Below are 15,642 nucleotides of genomic sequence, written 5' to 3' on the forward strand. Positions count from 1 at the left end.
CAACACCCTACCCCACTTAGGACATGCGGAAACTTTGCCCCAAATATACTTTGCGCACATTTTCATCCTGAACAACTTCTTCCGCTGTGCCACTCATCAATACTTTACCATCATGCAAAATATATGCGCGATCGACAATTTCCAAAGTCTCACGCACGTTATGGTCCGTAATCAACACGCCAATACCGCGTGATTTCAAATCAGATACGAGATTGCGGATCTCGCCAACGGCAATGGGATCGACACCCGCAAAAGGTTCGTCCAACAGAACATATTTCGGGCCAGACGCAAGGCAGCGCGCGATCTCAGCCCTGCGACGTTCCCCGCCTGACAGCGCCAAGGCAGGTGCGCGACGCAGATGTTCGATTGAGAACTCAGACAATAACTCTTCAAGCTTTTCCAGCCGCTTATGTCGTTTCTTAATCGAAATTTCGAGGATCGACAGAATGTTATCTTCAACAGTCATCCCGCGAAAAATCGACATCTCCTGCGGAAGGTAGCCAATTCCCAAACGCGCACGTCGATACATCGGCAAGGTCGTGGCGTCAGCCCCGTCAATCATCACCTGACCGCCTTCTGCGTTCACCAGCCCCGCGATGGAATAGAAACATGTGGTCTTACCAGATCCATTCGGCCCCAAAAGCGCAACGACTTCACCGCGGGCAAGTTCCATCGAAACATCGCGGATCACCACGCGTTTGCGATAGCTTTTGCGCAGATTGCGGATCGAAAGCCCGCTGCTGCCTTCTGTGACTGTCAGGTTGGGGGTTTGCATCAGTTGCCGCTCACCGTTTGTAAAATCGTGTGCACACGTCCAGACAATTCTGCCTGACCCGTGCCCAAATCAACCGTCATTTGATCAGCGCCGAGGGCGTTTTTACCCTGCGTTAAGATGACGCCACCTTGCATCACGATCTGACCGGAACCGATAGAATAAACCGCCTGCGCTGCTTCGGCTGCTTCGGCACCATTGCTAAGAACAACATCATGTTGGGCATGAAGGCGCGACACCTCGCCGGTGGCATTGCCGCCCGACTTATACTCCACACGAACCTGTCCCGCGCTCAGACGCATAGTGCCCTGACCGACGACAACATTGCCGGTGAAGGTCGCGCTTCCATCCGCCTGATTAACCTCAAGCTGATCGGCCGTGACTTCCACAGGCAGGGACGCATCATGCTGCAAGCCACCAAATGCAACCTGCGCCTGGGCATGCGCTGCGTTTGACATGACAATTAACGACAGACAAACCAGAATATTTTGTAGAACAATCTTCATCACAATCCCTCAGTTCACCGGTGAATATATCAGCTTCACGCCACCCTTGAAAACAAGAACATAGGTGTTGCCGCCCGGTTCCGCCAGTTCAAGTTCCATTGCGTTCGCATGAAAAGTTCCGAAACGTCCCGTAACCGCCACCTCACCCGGGGCCTGCATCACAGATCCATTAATCGCCGTTTCCAATATTTCCGTCGCCATTTGCATCCCGGCTGAGCTTACGATCTCAACGCCCCCGGTCAATGAAAATGCGCCTGCTCCGCCATCCATCAGACCTTCATCTGATCTGATATCAAACTGAATGCCTGACGGGGTGTCCACTGACGCACGTAGGTTTTCGGCCAACAAAAGCCCTGCCTCGTTCGGGTCAGGCGTGGCTGTTTCAGCTTTTACTTCAAGCGCTGTACCATTTTGCATGACACCTGAAAAATTGGGTCCCGTCACGCGTGGCGTCTCGGCGCGTTCCGCGATGTCCGCTTCTGAGAACGGGATACTTCCGCCGGTCCCCACCCCACGTGAGAACAAAAACAGCGTCGACAAAAGCGCCAGTGCCGTAATTGGCAACAGCACCTTTACCCAAGCGACAAAGCGCGAATATGTGTTCGTGTCTCTCATGATCTCATACATAATAGCGGGCAAAGTAACCGCAAGCCAATGAGACAAATCCATCAGCAATGATCCGCTTGCGTGACGGCATCTTCGCCTTAATGCGCAAAAATATCCTGCTCAGGCCAACCAGCCAAATCCAAAAGCGCGCGTGTGGGCAGAAAATCATAACAGCTTTGCGCCAATTCCATGCGCCCCTCACGTTCCAAACGCTCATTCAATTTTTCACGCAAGGCATGCAGATACAACACGTCAGACGCAGCATATTCCAATTGCGCCTTGGTCAGCTGTGCAGCCCCCCAGTCGCTCATCTGTTGCTGCTTGGAAATATCGACTTTCAACATTTCCTGAAGCAAGTTCTTCAACCCATGTCGATCCGTATACGTTCGGATCAGTTTAGACGCGATTTTTGTGCAATAAACGGGCGCAGTTAACGCGCCAAACGCATTATGCATCGCCGCGATATCAAAGCGCCCATAATGGAACAATTTCAACACATTGGGATCAGTCAACATCGCACAAAGATTCGGAGCGCTGGTTTGCCCTTTTGCAACCTGCACAATATGTGAATTCCCATCGCCACCAGACATCTGCACCAAACAAAGACGGTCCCGATGCGGATGTAACCCCATGGTTTCACAATCAATTGCGACGACGGCCCCCATAGAAAGCCCATCGGGCAGGTCGTTCTGGTACAGATGGTTTGCCATGGGATATCCCGATTGGAAATATGTGTTTCTAAACACCTAGAAGGTCTTTGGGTGTGGTTCAACCTAGTGACGCGAAATTCCGTCCGGGCCAACAACGCCACTGATCAAGTTAACTCTGTTCAGCTTCTCCGCCAGACTTCCCCGATGTGTTGGAATTTCAGAAATCCAGTGTTTGACCTGTGCCGCCCGATCTCGCGTTGCTTGGATCGCGTCGTCAACAGACACCTGCACAAATTGCACCTGATCCCCCGCCCGGGCTTGTCCAACGGTGTCTTGGTCACATGTGATGACTGTCGCGATTTTCGGATATCCGCCCGTCGTTTGGTGATCAGCCAACAATATGATGGGGTCACCATGCCCAGGCACCTGTACCGCCCCGCGGATGATCGCTTCTGATGGGATCGAAAGCGCGTCATTGGGGGCAAGGCTTGGCCCAGACATGCGCATTCCCATACGGTCCGACTCTCGCGTAACTGTGAAAATATCCTGAAATAGAGCCTGTTTTACCGCATCTGAGAACAAGCCATCCTGTGGCCCCAAGACAATTCGGACCTCACGGGAAAATCGACTGAAACTTGGGATTGGCAAAGCACAGATCAGATCCTCACGCGGTAGAACTTGCGCCACATCCAGCTGATCCCCAGCCTGTAAATATCCGCCACATAACCCAGACGCCAAATGTGAAGATGTGCTGCCCAACCAGGGCCTCGCATCAAATCCACCCAGACACCCCAAGTACCCCCAACTTCCAGAATCCCCCGCGCGGATCGTCAAGGATTTCCCTGCATGCAAAGTAAACACCCCCCATGATGCCAGGGCATCTCCGTCAATCGAAAGGTTGAAATCCCCACCACAAAAACCCAACGTTAGGGTCTGATTTGCGCGTATGACCAAGCCACCAAGCGAAACCTCAATCGCATTGAAGTCTGTTTCTGACTCAAGCATTTCCGCCAAGATCGTGAAAGCTTGCCGATCCATCGGGCCGCTCTCTGTCACGCCATATCGCAGGAAACCCATGCGCCCACTGTCTTGCAATGAACAAAGAGGGCCGGCAAATTTGATATCAATCGCACTCATGCTTGCACCTCCCGGGTGAAGTCATCCATGGACAGGCGCTTAAACCTGATGCTGTCCCCCACGGCGATAGGAAAGGGATTGTCGGCAAACGGCTGAAACACATCAAACGCCGTACGCCCAATCACCCACCATCCCGAAGGCATTACCATGGTGGTAACGATGCATTGCGGCCCAGCAATCATGACAGCACCTTTGGGGATATCGCGCACCGGCGCTTGTTTTCGCGGCAATTGTATCTCTGTGGGTGTCCCTCCAAGATAGCCATACCCAGGCGCAAACCCGTACATATACAGGTGGAAAACTGAATTCGCATGGGCGTTAATCACCGCATCCGTGCCCAGCCCGCATTGATCCGCCACATCTTGTAAATCTGGCGCAAATTCGCCTTCATAACAGGTTGGAATAATCCATTCTTTCGCATCAGATTGCGTTGAAACCCCCACCGACAAACCCGATATCGCCTGAACTAGAGCCTGATATTGCGTTTCATACGGATTATAAATGACCAGCAATGCAGTGAACGAAGGGACAAGTTCGCGCACACCAGGAAGACCCGCTGCGGTAATCGCATTATCCATCGCCAAGACTTGTGCATGAACCGCATCATCGATGTAATCGCCAAAGCGCAACATCACGCCACTGTCACCGACCGCTTGAAACGTCATCGTCATTTTACGAATGCTCCGATCTGAACACCTGCAGCTTGCAAGTCCGCACGCATTTGCGCCGCCAATTCGACCGCGGTTATACCATCACCGTGCACACAGATTGAACCAGCCGCAAGCGGGATGGGATCCCCCCCCACCGTTGGCATCAATCCCGTTTGCATGAATGTCACCAAGCGATCACTTGCATCCTGTGCATCATGTATCATTGCGCCCGGCTGATCACGCGGCACAAGCAAGCCAGATGGCTGATAACCACGATCTGCAAAGATCTCGGAATAATGTTGCACCCCATTGTCGCGTGCGACCCGTTCCAACTCCGTCCCAGAAATGGTCAACAAACATGCATCCGCCCCCAAAACGGCGCGCGTCGCACGTACAATCGCACCTGCAATCTCTGTATTTTCGGCACCCCAATTCGCAAGTGCGCCATGGGCTTTGACATATTTCACATCCGCGCCAGAAAGGGCCGCAACACCGCATAACGCGCCGATTTGGTAAGCGACCAAACGTTCAACCTCCCCCACAGTTAGGGGCAGACGACGGCGGCCAAAACCTTCTTTATCCTCAAATCCAGGATGCGCACCAATGGTGACCCCTTTCGCGATCGCCATCTCTACTGACTGCAACATGACACCAGGATCACCAGCGTGACCACCACAAGCGATGTTCGCGCTGCTGACGATATCCATCATCGCGGTGTCATTTCCCATCTGCCAAGGACCAAAGCTCTCACCTAAGTCGGCATTGATATCAATTGTCTGCATGATGATCCCCTTTCCGCGAAAATCGCACCATGTGGCAAAGGGGTCAAGCGGGCTTAGAGCTGTTCAAACAAAGAAAAAGCCCCGAGGATTGATCCCCGAGGCTTTTCAATTTCAAAATTAGGTCGACTTATTTGTCTGATGCGTCTTCAGATGCCAATTGGCTTGCGAACCAAGCGACTGCAACAGCGTTTGCGCCGCCTTTGGAAGACGCAGTCACGCCAACAACTGGGTTTGCTTGGGTTTCGATGCCGGTGCCCGCCTCTGCTGCGAGATCTGCAAAGATTTCAACAGCCTCGGAAGTGATCGGTGTGTGGCTGTCCAGGACAACGGCTTCGATGCCGGTGTTGTCTTGTGCGAAATGGGCTTCGACGTCTTTGGCGCCAGCAAAAGCAGGAGCGGCAACAGTCAGGGCGAGGATGGATGCGATTACGATTTTCATTTTATGTTCCTTACGGGTCTGGGTTCGTTTGTTTCGGTGGAAGTCTTTGTGCTTCCGATGAGATTGATTTAGGTCCGAACAATCTGGGTTACAACACACAGAACCGTGATAATGGTCGCATTACTGTTCACACACGCACACAAGGCTGTGACCAAGAAAAACAACACCAAACCTTGAAATGAAAAAGACCCCGGATCTCGCCGAGGCCTTCGCAATAATATCTGTGCGCCTACTTTTGATACATCCGCTTTTTGCGTGCACGGGTTTCGCCGGTGGCCTCTGATGATCCGTCATGAAACGTACCAAACCAACGATCCCAGGGCATTTCCTGATTGCCATAATTGCATTCATAATACCGATGATGCAGCTGATGGTAAAACGTGCCCAGCGCCAATTTTCGTTTATCTTTCACCAATAGGTCTTCATAGCCCGTGTGACTCATGGCGGCACCTGGCCCCTGAAACACAATATGAAAGATCAGATGCAGCGGGTGGCTTGGCACAATCCAATGCACACATAACGTCGTCAGATAGATGAAGTGTTCAATCGGATGCATGGAAAAGCCGCTCCAGGGTCCGATATTCACATTGCGATGGTGAAGCGCATGCACCCGTTGATACAGAAACGGCTGATGCAGCAGGCGATGCACCCAGTAGAAATGGAATGCTGACCACATGGGAAGAATAATCAGGAAGGCGATGAACCAAATCGGGTTTTCCGTGAAAGTGATCGTCGGCGTGTATCCATTCGCCATAAGCCACATGGTGACAACCTGAAACCCCGTCAACTGCAACACGCCGGACCCAAGCGACCAGAACATATTGTCGGTTACTTGATCCTTGAAGTTCCACAACGCATTGTTCTTGCCCTGATCGCGGCGTTCAAACTTCAGCTTCTTACCTTGACCTTTGCGCATGTAGAAATACCAATGCAAACCACCAGCCGTGACAAAGATGATCGCGAAATTCACCAGATAAACCTGGAAGATCCAACCAAAGGCGAAACTCTGCGCCGCTTCCAGCGATGGATAGCACAGATACCACAACCCAATGGCCGCGATGACCATCAACACGCGTTCCGACAAAGTCAGCCAATGGCGCGCCAACCACCCAGCAAGATAAGCAGGATTTGGTGGCCACTTAAAGATCGACGGATCTTCCAAGGGCAAGTCTGGGTGATAATTCCAGTCGCGGCTCATGTCTTCTTGTTGTTCACTCATGTCACACCTCAGGACGCATAGTCAGAATTTTCATGATCAAGGATCGCCTTGAGTTCCGCCAAATGGCGCGCGGATTGATCGGGGTAATCTTCCAATTCTTGCGCGGTCTTCTCGGCGACCTCATCGGACAACACCCGCAAAGGCACACCACATTGCAGCGCACGAATGTAGGTTTCAGCAGCGCGCTCAAAGTAATACAGCCGATTAAACGTGTCCGCGACGGAACTGCCGATGATCAACACACCATGATTGCCCATAATCATCGTCTTAACTTTGGGGTCCGTTAGCATCCCCGCGCAGCGCATGCCTTCTTCTTCAAAGGCAAGCCCGCCAAATTCTTCATCAATCACATAGCGATTGTAAAAGGTCGCCGTGTTCTGATCGATCGGCAAAAGCGCGCTATCCTGCAAGCAGGCCAAAACCGTTGCGTGGATTGAATGCACATGCATAAGGCAACGCGCGTGGGGCACCAGGCGGTGAATGGATCCATGCAAACCCCAAGCGGTGGGATCCGGTGCATTGGGCGTATCCAATGTATTGGGATCATTCGCATCCAGATGCAGTAAATCCGATGCTTTCACCCGCGAAAAATGCACCTGATTGGGGTTCATCAGAAATTCGGACCCGTCCTCATTCACCGCAAGACTGAAATGGTTCGCCACCGCTTCATGCATATCAAGGCGCGCGGTCCATCGAAAGGCGGCCGCCATATCAACGCGTTCCTGCCAGTGGCTCATGTTGGGGTGAAGTTTGGTTGCGGTCATTGCTCTCTCCTGTGGTTCAAGCAACCTGCGGCCATAGGATTTTCTTTACCAACGAAAAAAACAAGGGCATGGTATTAGTCTGACTAATGCCCGGATTATGCAATGAAACCCACCCTGCCCCCTTTAAATTGGTTGCGCGCCTTTGATGCGGCCGCCCGGCATCTGTCATTCACCGCAGCAGCCGGCGAATTGAACATGACCCAAAGTGCGGTAAGTCAGCAGATCAAATCGCTGGAGGGGTTTCTGGGCCGGCCCTTATTTTATCGCCTCTCACGTCGGCTTGAACTGACCGAGGCGGGGAACCTATATCTGCCATGGGTGCAGGACAGTTTCCGCGTGCTGACCCAAGGCACAGAGGCCGTGCTTGGCCCCGCGCGCGAGAAAACCCTGCAAATAGTGTCTAACCTTGCCTTTACGGTACATTTCCTGACACCACGCTTGCCGGAGTTCTATCAACGCCACCCAGATATTCGCCTAAATTTCACGACACCCATCTGGCACCTTGATCATTCCTCTCAATCCGCCGACCTAGAGATCCGCTTTGACCGCACGCCAGACGCGGCCACCCTATGCGAAACTCTGTTTGAACCGCATTACTTCCCGATCTGCGCCCCCCATGACCCGGTCACAGCCGACACATTGTTTGATCGGCCATTGTTTGACTGCGCGGGGCTTCTATGCGGCTGGGACAGTTGGTTGAAAGCCACCGGGCGCGAACTGCCCGACAGCGCCCATCTGACCTGGGCCAGCACCTATGCCGTAAGTTTCGCCGCAGCCATGGCGGGCAGCGGCCTTGCGATTGGGCATGACATCTTGGTTGCTGATCTATTGCGCGAGGGGCGATTGAAGCGTCCGTTTAAACATGTCGAATCCATGACAGAAGCCTATTATCTCATTCATCCCTCAGGGCAGGTCGCCAATCGCGAAGCACAGTTTTTCGCAGACTGGCTGAAGGAGCAAATCAGGGGGTTGAACCTTTCCGCATTCTGATAACAATTGGTTCATGGAAACAACGACATTCAAAACATGGCCCGAATCTGCAGCCCGCCTGGTGGCAGTTGCAGCGGGCAGAGACGCCGCCGACACAGTTATTAAGGGCGGCAAATGGGTCAACGTGCACACCCGCGAAGTGCTCGACAATCATGACATCGCAATCGCTGATGGCCGTTTCGCCTTTTGTGGACCGGACGCAAGCCATTGTATTGGCGACAAAACCGAGGTGATCGAGGCAAACGGTGCCTATATGATCCCCGGCCTTTGTGACGCGCATATGCATATCGAAAGCGGCATGCTGACGCCCGCCGAATTCACCCGCGCGGTTGCCCCACATGGCACAACCACCATGTTCACCGACCCACATGAGATCGCCAATGTCTTGGGCCTTGAAGGTGTGCGTTTGATGCATGACGAGGCGATGTTGCAGCCCGTCAACCTCTATACCCAGATGCCATCCTGCGCGCCTTCAGCGCCTGGGCTTGAAACCACAGGCTTTGAAATCACCCCGGATGACGTGGCCGAGGCCATGCATTGGCCCGGCATCATTGGTCTGGGCGAGATGATGAACTTTCCCGGCGTGATCAATGGTGATCCCAAGATGCTGGCGGAAATCGCCGCCACGCAAAACGCGGGCAAAACCGTGGGTGGTCATTATGCGTCACCTGATCTCGGTATTCCCTTCCACGCCTACGCCGCGGGCGGTCCTGCGGATGACCACGAGGGCACCTGCGAAGCCGACGCCATTGCCCGCGTGCGCCAAGGGATGCGCCATATGATGCGCTTGGGGTCTGCTTGGTATGATGTGGAAACACAGATTACAGCGGTCACCGAAAAGGGTTTAGACCCGCGTAATTTCATTCTGTGTACCGATGATTGTCACTCGGGAACACTTGTGAACGATGGTCACATGAACCGCGTTGTGCGCCATGCGATTGAATGTGGTTGTGATCCTTTGATCGCCCTGCAAATGGCCACGATCAACACTGCCACGCATTTTGGGTTGGAACGTGAACTTGGGTCCATCGCACCGGGGCGTCGTGCGGATGTGATCCTGACAACTGATCTAAAGACACTGCCAATCGACACGGTCATCGCGCGCGGCAAAATCATCGCAAAACAGGGTCTAATGCTGGCTGAATGCCCACATTTGACATGGCCTGACCATGCACGCGACACCGTCAACATGGCACGTGACCTGTCAGCAGGGGATTTCATCATCACCGCCCCCGAAGGCGCAAATCACGTCACTGCCAACATCATTGGCGTCGTTGAAAACCAAGCCCCCACCAAGGCCCTGCAAATGGAGTTGCCCGTGGTAGATGGCGAGATCAAAGGCGATCTTGCGCAAGATGTGTGCCAGATTTCCCTTGTGGAACGTCATCGCGCAACCGGCGGTGTGACCAATGCGCTGGTGTCCGGGTTTGGATATACGGGCAATATGGCGATGGCCTCGACCGTGGCGCATGACAGCCACCATATGATCGTGATTGGCACCAGCCAAGATGACATGGCCAAAGCCACCAACCGCCTGCGCGAAGTCGGTGGCGGCGTGGTCATTTTCAAGGATGGTAAGGAGTTGTCCTTGGTCGAATTGCCCATCGCTGGCCTCATGTCAGACAGCCCCGCATCAGAAGTTGCCAAAAAAGCCGAAGCTTTGGGCGACGCCATGCGCGCCTGTGGTTGCACCTTGAACAACGCCTATATGCAGCATTCCCTGTTGGCGCTTGTTGTTATCCCCGAGATGCGGATCTCTGATCTGGGTCTGGTGGACGTGCGCACATTCGAATTGATACCGCTGTTTGAAGAAGGACAATAATAATGACAGCCAATCCTGAACTTTCGGTGCAATCTCCACCGACACCCGCCCCCAAATCATTCACCGACGCTAAGAAAGCCGTCGCATATCTTTGTGAGTTATACGAATCCGGAACTCGTTTTCTGTGTGACCGCTTTTCCGCCCATGTTGCCGGTCCGCGTCCAGACGAACGTTTTCGCGCCTGGTACCCTGAGATCCGTATAAAGACGACAAGCTATGCCCAAGCCGACACGCGCTTGGCCTTCGGACATGTCTCTAACCCCGGCGAATACACGACAACTGTCACCCGTCCGGATTTGTTTCGCGCCTATCTGGAAAGTCAGATTGGCCTGTTACTTTGCTGTCATAGCGTGCCTGTCACCATTGGTATTTCCGACACCCCCATTCCCGTGCATTTCGCCGTTCTAAACGACGCAAATGTCACTGTGCCCCAAGGCGGGGCAATGGAATATCCCCTGCGTGACATCTTTGACGTGCCTGATTTGGCAACCACCAATGATGACATCGTGAATGGAACAAGTTCCCCGCATGCGGATGGGTCTTTGCCGCTGGCGCCTTTCACAGCCCAGCGCGTGGATTATTCATTGGCGCGGCTCGCGCATTACACCGCAACTGATCCCGAGCATTTCCAAAACCATGTCTTGTTCACCAACTATCAGTTCTACGTGTCAGAATTCGAAGCCTATGCCCGTGAAATGCTGGCCGATCCAGAAAGCGGCTACACCAGTTTTGTATCCACCGGGAATATCGAAATCACCAAGGCGGACGAAGATTGCCCACATCCCAGCAAACTGCCGCAAATGCCAACCTATCACCTAAAGCGCCCTGACGGCGGCGGCATTACACTTGTGAACATCGGCGTTGGCCCGTCAAACGCCAAGACCGCCACCGATCACATCGCCGTTTTGCGGCCCCATGCTTGGCTGATGGTTGGGCATTGCGCGGGCCTGCGCAACACCCAAGCGCTTGGTGACTTTGTACTGGCGCATTCTTACCTGCGCGAAGACCACGTTTTGGATGACGATCTGCCCGTCTGGGTGCCCATCCCCCCCTTGGCCGAGGTACAGGTCGCATTGGAACAAGCCGTTGCGGACGTCACGCAGTTGGAAGGCTATGAATTGAAACGTCTAATGCGGACGGGAACGGTTGCCACCATTGACAATCGCAACTGGGAACTACGTGATCAGTCTGGTCCTGTGCAGCGCCTGTCACAATCGCGCGCGGTTGCCCTTGATATGGAAAGCGCCACAATCGCCGCCAATGGATTTCGCTTTCGGGTGCCTTATGGAACCCTGCTGTGTGTCAGTGACAAACCCCTTCATGGTGAATTGAAATTACCGGGCATGGCGTCTGATTTTTACACCACTCAGGTGTCTCGACATCTAAAAATCGGCATTCGTGCAATGGAAATGATCCGTGAAATGCCGCTTGAACGCATCCATTCGCGCAAACTGAGGAGCTTTGAGGAGACCGCTTTCCTCTAAAACACCCCATTTACGGCGAAATCTTGCCAAAATACCTGAAAAAGTTGACTTTTGGGATCACTAATCGTTGTGTCACTCGACACAATCCCTTTAAATGCCTGCAATCACGCCCGAACAGGGCAATAACGAGGAGAGAATTACATGTCTAAACCAATGACGAAGACCCAACTGGTAGCTGCACTCGCAGAAGAAATGGGCGCAGACAAAAAAGCTGCTTCTGGCGCACTTGATGCCGTAATCGCAGTGATCACCAGTGAAGTTTCCGGCGGCGGTGCCGTTACTCTCCCTGGCGTTGGCAAAATCTATTGCCGTGAACGTCCAGAGCGCATGGTTCGCAACCCAGCAACGGGTGAGCAGATCCAAAAAGAAGCTGACAAGGTTGTGAAAATGACCATCGCGAAAGCGCTGAAAGACAGCGTTAACGCCTGATTTGGCTTGCGGCCCTCGGGCACGCAGATAATAGTGAAAAGGTCGCCCATTTTGGCGGCCTTTTTTCTTTTCCGAAAGGGAACACGATTATGGATCTACGCGCTGTCTTGATGGGGCTGGCATTTGCCTTCATGTGGTCGTCGGCCTTTACGTCTGCGCGTATTCTTGTCGAACTCGCCCCACCCCTAACCGCACTTGCCGTGCGCTTTGCTGCATCTGGTACGCTTGCGATGTTGATCGCTTGGTATATGGGGCAGAACTTTCAGCTGACACGGGGACAATGGAAAGCAACTATCGTCTTTGGCATTTGTCAGAACGCGCTATATCTTGGCCTGAACTTCGTTGCCATGCAGTGGATCCAAGCCTCTGTTGCTGCCATCGTTGCCTCGACCATGCCTTTGATCGCCGCGTTCCTCGGCTGGGTCATCTTCCGCGAAAAACTTGCGCCGCTTGCCCTGCTGGGCCTATTGGCTGGCGTTGCCGGTGTCAGCATCATCATGGCCGGGCGGATTTCAGGTGAAGGCATCGACATCACGGGCGTGATCTTCTGCGTCATTGGCGCGTTTGGCCTTGCCATTGCGACATTATCTGTGCGCGGCGCGCTGGCAGGTGGCAATATGATGATGATTGTTGGCCTACAGATGTGGATTGGTTCCATCATTCTAGGCATCATCGGCCTCGCGACAGAAACCCAGTTCCTGATCTTCAATCAATCATTGGTCTTGGCTTTTTCCTATACCACGCTTGTGCCAGGCCTTGCTGCCACCTTCATCTGGTTCGCCCTTGTGGCGCGCATTGGTGCTGTGCGGGCGTCAGTCTTTCATTTTCTCAACCCGTTCCTCGGCGTCGCTGTTGCCGCCGTCATCCTTGGGGAACGTCTTGGATTTATGGATGTCATTGGGGTCGCGGTCATCACGGGTGCCATCATTATGGTTCAAATGTCAAAGAACCCCACATCCTAACGCGAACGTGAGATGACATTACATCGATCCCCCGTCACAAATGGCGCATGGAACTTATTTTTGCATATGGCGCGGGTCTTCTGACGCTGATCAATCCCTGTGTTTTACCGGTTTTACCGATCGTTCTGGCCGGTGGTTTGCAAAACCATCGCCACGCCCCCGCCGTGATCGCCCTTGGCATGTCATTAAGCTTTGTGATCTTGGGCCTTGGCGTCGCGGCCCTTGGTTTCACCCTTGGTATTCGCGCCGATGACATCGCGCGTTATGCTGCGATTGCGATGATCCTCTTTGGGGTCATCATGCTGGTGCCGCGTTTTGGCACGTTTTTCACTGGCGCAACCGCTGGCGTGGCTGCGCGTGCTGATGGGCAAATCGATAGCGTTCAAAATGATGGGTTGCGCGGGCAATTCCTGGGCGGCGCTTTGCTTGGTGCCGTCTGGAGCCCCTGCATCGGCCCCACTCTTGGCGGCGCTGTGGCCCTTGCATCCCAAGGGGAAAGCCTGCTGCGCGCCGGGTTTATCATGGTGTTTTTCGCCCTTGGCGTTTCCACGCTGATCCTGCTTCTTGGTTATGGTGCACGCGCCGCTTTGATGCGTCGCCAAGCGATGTTGCGCCGTATTGCGACTGTCTCTAAGCCCTTGATGGGGATCGTGTTTATCCTTGTCGGCACGGCAATCCTACTGAAGTGGCACCACATTGCCGAAGCTTGGGCTTTGCAAAACCTCCCCTATTGGCTGGCCGATCTTTCCGTCGCTCTTTAAACAAAGGACACTCTCATGAACCGTCGCACTTTCCTCATGACCACCGCTGCCGCGGCCCTAATACCAGGTCTTGCCGCTGCCGCACAGCATTACACCCCGGGCCTTGTGGATACCCTGCTTGCCGAGGGAAAAACCGTTTTCATCGACTTCAAAACCGATTGGTGCACCACTTGTGCTGCCCAGGAACGCGTTATTGGTGGGCTGCTCAGCAACAATGCTGCTTATAGCGAAAATATCGCTTTTGTGAATGTGAATTGGGACCATTACGCCGATGACGAACTGTCGCTGCGCCTGCGTATCCCACGCCGTTCCACCCTTGTTGTGCTGAAAGGCGACGCGGAATTGGGCCGGGTTGTTGCAGGAACGTCCATGAGTCAGATAAAAGATCTGATGGACACAGCATTGGCGGCGGCAACAGCCTAAGTCACCCATATTGGGATCAAAATCACGGGCTTCCCTTTTTCGGGGTGGCCCTTTTTTATGCTGGGCCTTTTCCATGCCCCGTTTTCCGGGTACAGACAGAAAAGACGAGGAGCGCAGCCATGAGCATGAACACATTTGGACATCTTTTCCGTGTAACGACCTGGGGCGAAAGCCACGGGCCAGCCCTTGGCGCGACTGTGGATGGATGCCCCCCAAATGTCCCCGTGGACGAGGCCTTCCTTCAGCAATTTCTTGATAAACGCCGCCCAGGTCAGAATAAAAACATGACCCAACGCCAAGAACCCGATGCGGTGCGCATTCTTTCTGGTGTGTTTGAAGGCAAAACCACGGGCACCTCTGTGCAGTTGATGATCGAAAACACCGATCAACGCAGCAAAGATTACGGCGATATCGCCAATACATTCCGCCCCGGTCACGCGGATATCACCTATCACCAGAAATACGGCAATCGCGATTATCGCGGTGGTGGTCGGTCTTCCGCCCGCGAAACCGCCGCTCGTGTCGCCGCTGGTGGGCTGGCCCGCGCCGCCTTGAACCATCTTGCGCCTGACTTGAAAATCAAAGGTTATATGACCGCGATGGGTGCCATGCAGTTGGATCGTTCAAAGCTGGATCTGAATGCAATCGACCACAATGATTTCTGGCTGCCCGATGCCACCGCTGTGCAGGAATGGGAAGATTACCTGCAAAAGATCCGCAAGGACCATAATTCAGTTGGCGCAACAATTGAAGTCATCGCGCAAAACGTGCCCGCAGGTATAGGTGCCCCGGTTTACGCCAAGTTAGACACTGATTTGGCCGCTGCCATGATGTCAATCAACGCGGTGAAAGGCGTTGAAATTGGCGAAGGCATGGCCGCGTCATCCCTGACCGGCACCGACAATGCGGATGAAATTTTCATGGGCGAAAATGGCCCCGAATACAGTTCAAATCACGCGGGTGGCATTCTTGGCGGCATTTCAACTGGTCAAGATTTGGTCGTGCGTTTCGCGGTCAAACCGACGTCATCGATCCTGACCCCGCGCCAATCCATTCGCAAAGATGGCACCGCAATTGAAGTCGTCACCAAAGGGCGTCACGATCCCTGCGTTGGTGTGCGCGCCGTCCCCGTGGGCGAAGCCATGATGGCCTGTGTTGTCCTGGACCACATCCTATTGGATCGCGGTCAAACCGGTGGCATTCGCGCGCCACTTGGCTAACCTAAGACCAACATAGTTCTCAAAAG

Annotated in this window: 18 protein-coding genes; 8 read left to right on the forward strand and 10 right to left on the reverse strand. The window is 53.7% G+C overall.

All coding sequences use genetic code 11. The features are described from left to right. Positions 1–16 precede the first annotated feature (16 nt). From lptB to RJ38_RS08245, 10 genes are all read right to left on the reverse strand, one after another. Positions 17–775: an LPS export ABC transporter ATP-binding protein gene (lptB, locus tag RJ38_RS08200; protein ID WP_039018377.1), complete on the reverse strand. Its 759-nt coding sequence runs from the start codon at positions 773–775 to the stop codon at positions 17–19. Beyond that, complete coding sequence (locus RJ38_RS08205; protein WP_039018378.1) at positions 775–1,278, reverse strand: LptA/OstA family protein; 504 nt, start codon at positions 1,276–1,278, stop codon at positions 775–777. Before RJ38_RS08205 ends, lptB begins: the two co-directional genes overlap by 1 nt. Before the next feature lie 9 nt (positions 1,279–1,287). Further along, the gene (locus tag RJ38_RS08210) at positions 1,288–1,947 is read right to left on the reverse strand and encodes an LPS export ABC transporter periplasmic protein LptC (RefSeq protein WP_052245298.1); all 660 of its coding nucleotides are present in this window, start codon (positions 1,945–1,947) and stop codon (positions 1,288–1,290) included. 35 nt (positions 1,948–1,982) lie between these two features. Continuing rightward, a complete protein-coding gene (locus tag RJ38_RS08215) occupies positions 1,983–2,594 on the reverse strand; it encodes a ribonuclease D (protein ID WP_039018379.1) in 612 nt (203 codons plus the stop codon). Positions 2,595–2,657: 63 nt separating this feature from the next. Next, on the reverse strand, positions 2,658–3,671 hold the full coding sequence (locus RJ38_RS08220; protein ID WP_039018380.1) for a 5-oxoprolinase subunit C family protein: 1,014 nt from the start codon (positions 3,669–3,671) through the stop codon (positions 2,658–2,660). Next, the gene (gene pxpB, locus RJ38_RS08225; RefSeq protein ID WP_039018381.1) at positions 3,668–4,342 is read right to left on the reverse strand and encodes a 5-oxoprolinase subunit PxpB; all 675 of its coding nucleotides are present in this window, start codon (positions 4,340–4,342) and stop codon (positions 3,668–3,670) included. The genes RJ38_RS08220 and pxpB overlap by 4 nt, the downstream gene beginning before the upstream one ends. Then, positions 4,339–5,103 carry a LamB/YcsF family protein gene (locus RJ38_RS08230; RefSeq protein WP_039018382.1) on the reverse strand — a complete coding sequence of 255 codons (765 nt, stop codon included), beginning with the start codon at positions 5,101–5,103 and terminating at the stop codon, positions 4,339–4,341. Before RJ38_RS08230 ends, pxpB begins: the two co-directional genes overlap by 4 nt. A gap of 127 nt (positions 5,104–5,230) precedes the next feature. Continuing rightward, positions 5,231–5,542: a hypothetical protein gene (locus RJ38_RS08235; protein ID WP_039018383.1), complete on the reverse strand. Its 312-nt coding sequence runs from the start codon at positions 5,540–5,542 to the stop codon at positions 5,231–5,233. A 229-nt stretch (positions 5,543–5,771) separates the two neighbouring features. Next, positions 5,772–6,761: a sterol desaturase family protein gene (locus RJ38_RS08240; RefSeq protein ID WP_039018384.1), complete on the reverse strand. Its 990-nt coding sequence runs from the start codon at positions 6,759–6,761 to the stop codon at positions 5,772–5,774. An 8-nt stretch (positions 6,762–6,769) separates the two neighbouring features. Next, positions 6,770–7,525: a class II aldolase and adducin N-terminal domain-containing protein gene (locus tag RJ38_RS08245; protein WP_039018385.1), complete on the reverse strand. Its 756-nt coding sequence runs from the start codon at positions 7,523–7,525 to the stop codon at positions 6,770–6,772. 102 nt (positions 7,526–7,627) lie between these two features. Here RJ38_RS08245 and RJ38_RS08250 point away from each other — a divergent pair, with 102 nt between their 5' ends. The 8 genes from RJ38_RS08250 (at position 7,628) to aroC (ending at position 15,616) form a co-directional block, all read left to right on the forward strand. Further along, the gene (locus tag RJ38_RS08250) at positions 7,628–8,515 is read left to right on the forward strand and encodes a LysR family transcriptional regulator (protein WP_039018386.1); all 888 of its coding nucleotides are present in this window, start codon (positions 7,628–7,630) and stop codon (positions 8,513–8,515) included. 13 nt (positions 8,516–8,528) lie between these two features. Continuing rightward, a complete protein-coding gene (ade, locus tag RJ38_RS08255; protein WP_039018387.1) occupies positions 8,529–10,337 on the forward strand; it encodes an adenine deaminase in 1,809 nt (602 codons plus the stop codon). Positions 10,338–10,339: 2 nt separating this feature from the next. Beyond that, complete coding sequence (locus tag RJ38_RS08260) at positions 10,340–11,821, forward strand: AMP nucleosidase (protein WP_039018388.1); 1,482 nt, start codon at positions 10,340–10,342, stop codon at positions 11,819–11,821. Positions 11,822–11,962: 141 nt separating this feature from the next. Next, on the forward strand, positions 11,963–12,250 hold the full coding sequence (locus tag RJ38_RS08265) for an HU family DNA-binding protein (RefSeq protein ID WP_039018389.1): 288 nt from the start codon (positions 11,963–11,965) through the stop codon (positions 12,248–12,250). Between the two features lie 89 nt (positions 12,251–12,339). Continuing rightward, the gene (locus RJ38_RS08270; protein WP_039018390.1) at positions 12,340–13,212 is read left to right on the forward strand and encodes a DMT family transporter; all 873 of its coding nucleotides are present in this window, start codon (positions 12,340–12,342) and stop codon (positions 13,210–13,212) included. Positions 13,213–13,259: 47 nt separating this feature from the next. Further along, on the forward strand, positions 13,260–13,973 hold the full coding sequence (locus tag RJ38_RS08275) for a cytochrome c biogenesis CcdA family protein (protein ID WP_039018391.1): 714 nt from the start codon (positions 13,260–13,262) through the stop codon (positions 13,971–13,973). A 15-nt stretch (positions 13,974–13,988) separates the two neighbouring features. Then, the gene (locus RJ38_RS08280; protein ID WP_039018392.1) at positions 13,989–14,396 is read left to right on the forward strand and encodes a thioredoxin family protein; all 408 of its coding nucleotides are present in this window, start codon (positions 13,989–13,991) and stop codon (positions 14,394–14,396) included. A gap of 119 nt (positions 14,397–14,515) precedes the next feature. Beyond that, on the forward strand, positions 14,516–15,616 hold the full coding sequence (aroC, locus tag RJ38_RS08285; protein WP_039018393.1) for a chorismate synthase: 1,101 nt from the start codon (positions 14,516–14,518) through the stop codon (positions 15,614–15,616). The last annotated feature ends 26 nt before the right edge of the window (positions 15,617–15,642 follow it).

The organism is Halocynthiibacter namhaensis (assembly GCF_000812685.1).
Taxonomy (GTDB): Bacteria; Pseudomonadota; Alphaproteobacteria; order Rhodobacterales; family Rhodobacteraceae; genus Halocynthiibacter; species Halocynthiibacter namhaensis.

Excerpts from the sequence above, each read along its gene's own strand:
- lptB (WP_039018377.1), bottom strand. The coding sequence starts at position 775 with ATGCAAACCCCCAACCTGACAGTCACAGAAGGCAGCAGCGGGCTTTCG.
- RJ38_RS08205 (WP_039018378.1), bottom strand. The coding sequence starts at position 1,278 with ATGAAGATTGTTCTACAAAATATTCTGGTTTGTCTGTCGTTAATTGTC.
- RJ38_RS08210 (WP_052245298.1), bottom strand. The coding sequence starts at position 1,947 with ATGGATTTGTCTCATTGGCTTGCGGTTACTTTGCCCGCTATTATGTAT.
- RJ38_RS08215 (WP_039018379.1), bottom strand. The coding sequence starts at position 2,594 with ATGGCAAACCATCTGTACCAGAACGACCTGCCCGATGGGCTTTCTATG.
- RJ38_RS08220 (WP_039018380.1), bottom strand. The coding sequence starts at position 3,671 with ATGAGTGCGATTGATATCAAATTTGCCGGCCCTCTTTGTTCATTGCAA.
- pxpB (WP_039018381.1), bottom strand. The coding sequence starts at position 4,342 with ATGACGATGACGTTTCAAGCGGTCGGTGACAGTGGCGTGATGTTGCGC.
- RJ38_RS08230 (WP_039018382.1), bottom strand. The coding sequence starts at position 5,103 with ATGCAGACAATTGATATCAATGCCGACTTAGGTGAGAGCTTTGGTCCT.
- RJ38_RS08235 (WP_039018383.1), bottom strand. The coding sequence starts at position 5,542 with ATGAAAATCGTAATCGCATCCATCCTCGCCCTGACTGTTGCCGCTCCT.
- RJ38_RS08240 (WP_039018384.1), bottom strand. The coding sequence starts at position 6,761 with ATGAGTGAACAACAAGAAGACATGAGCCGCGACTGGAATTATCACCCA.
- RJ38_RS08245 (WP_039018385.1), bottom strand. The coding sequence starts at position 7,525 with ATGACCGCAACCAAACTTCACCCCAACATGAGCCACTGGCAGGAACGC.
- RJ38_RS08250 (WP_039018386.1), top strand. The coding sequence starts at position 7,628 with ATGAAACCCACCCTGCCCCCTTTAAATTGGTTGCGCGCCTTTGATGCG.
- ade (WP_039018387.1), top strand. The coding sequence starts at position 8,529 with ATGGAAACAACGACATTCAAAACATGGCCCGAATCTGCAGCCCGCCTG.
- RJ38_RS08260 (WP_039018388.1), top strand. The coding sequence starts at position 10,340 with ATGACAGCCAATCCTGAACTTTCGGTGCAATCTCCACCGACACCCGCC.
- RJ38_RS08265 (WP_039018389.1), top strand. The coding sequence starts at position 11,963 with ATGTCTAAACCAATGACGAAGACCCAACTGGTAGCTGCACTCGCAGAA.
- RJ38_RS08270 (WP_039018390.1), top strand. The coding sequence starts at position 12,340 with ATGGATCTACGCGCTGTCTTGATGGGGCTGGCATTTGCCTTCATGTGG.
- RJ38_RS08275 (WP_039018391.1), top strand. The coding sequence starts at position 13,260 with ATGGAACTTATTTTTGCATATGGCGCGGGTCTTCTGACGCTGATCAAT.
- RJ38_RS08280 (WP_039018392.1), top strand. The coding sequence starts at position 13,989 with ATGAACCGTCGCACTTTCCTCATGACCACCGCTGCCGCGGCCCTAATA.
- aroC (WP_039018393.1), top strand. The coding sequence starts at position 14,516 with ATGAGCATGAACACATTTGGACATCTTTTCCGTGTAACGACCTGGGGC.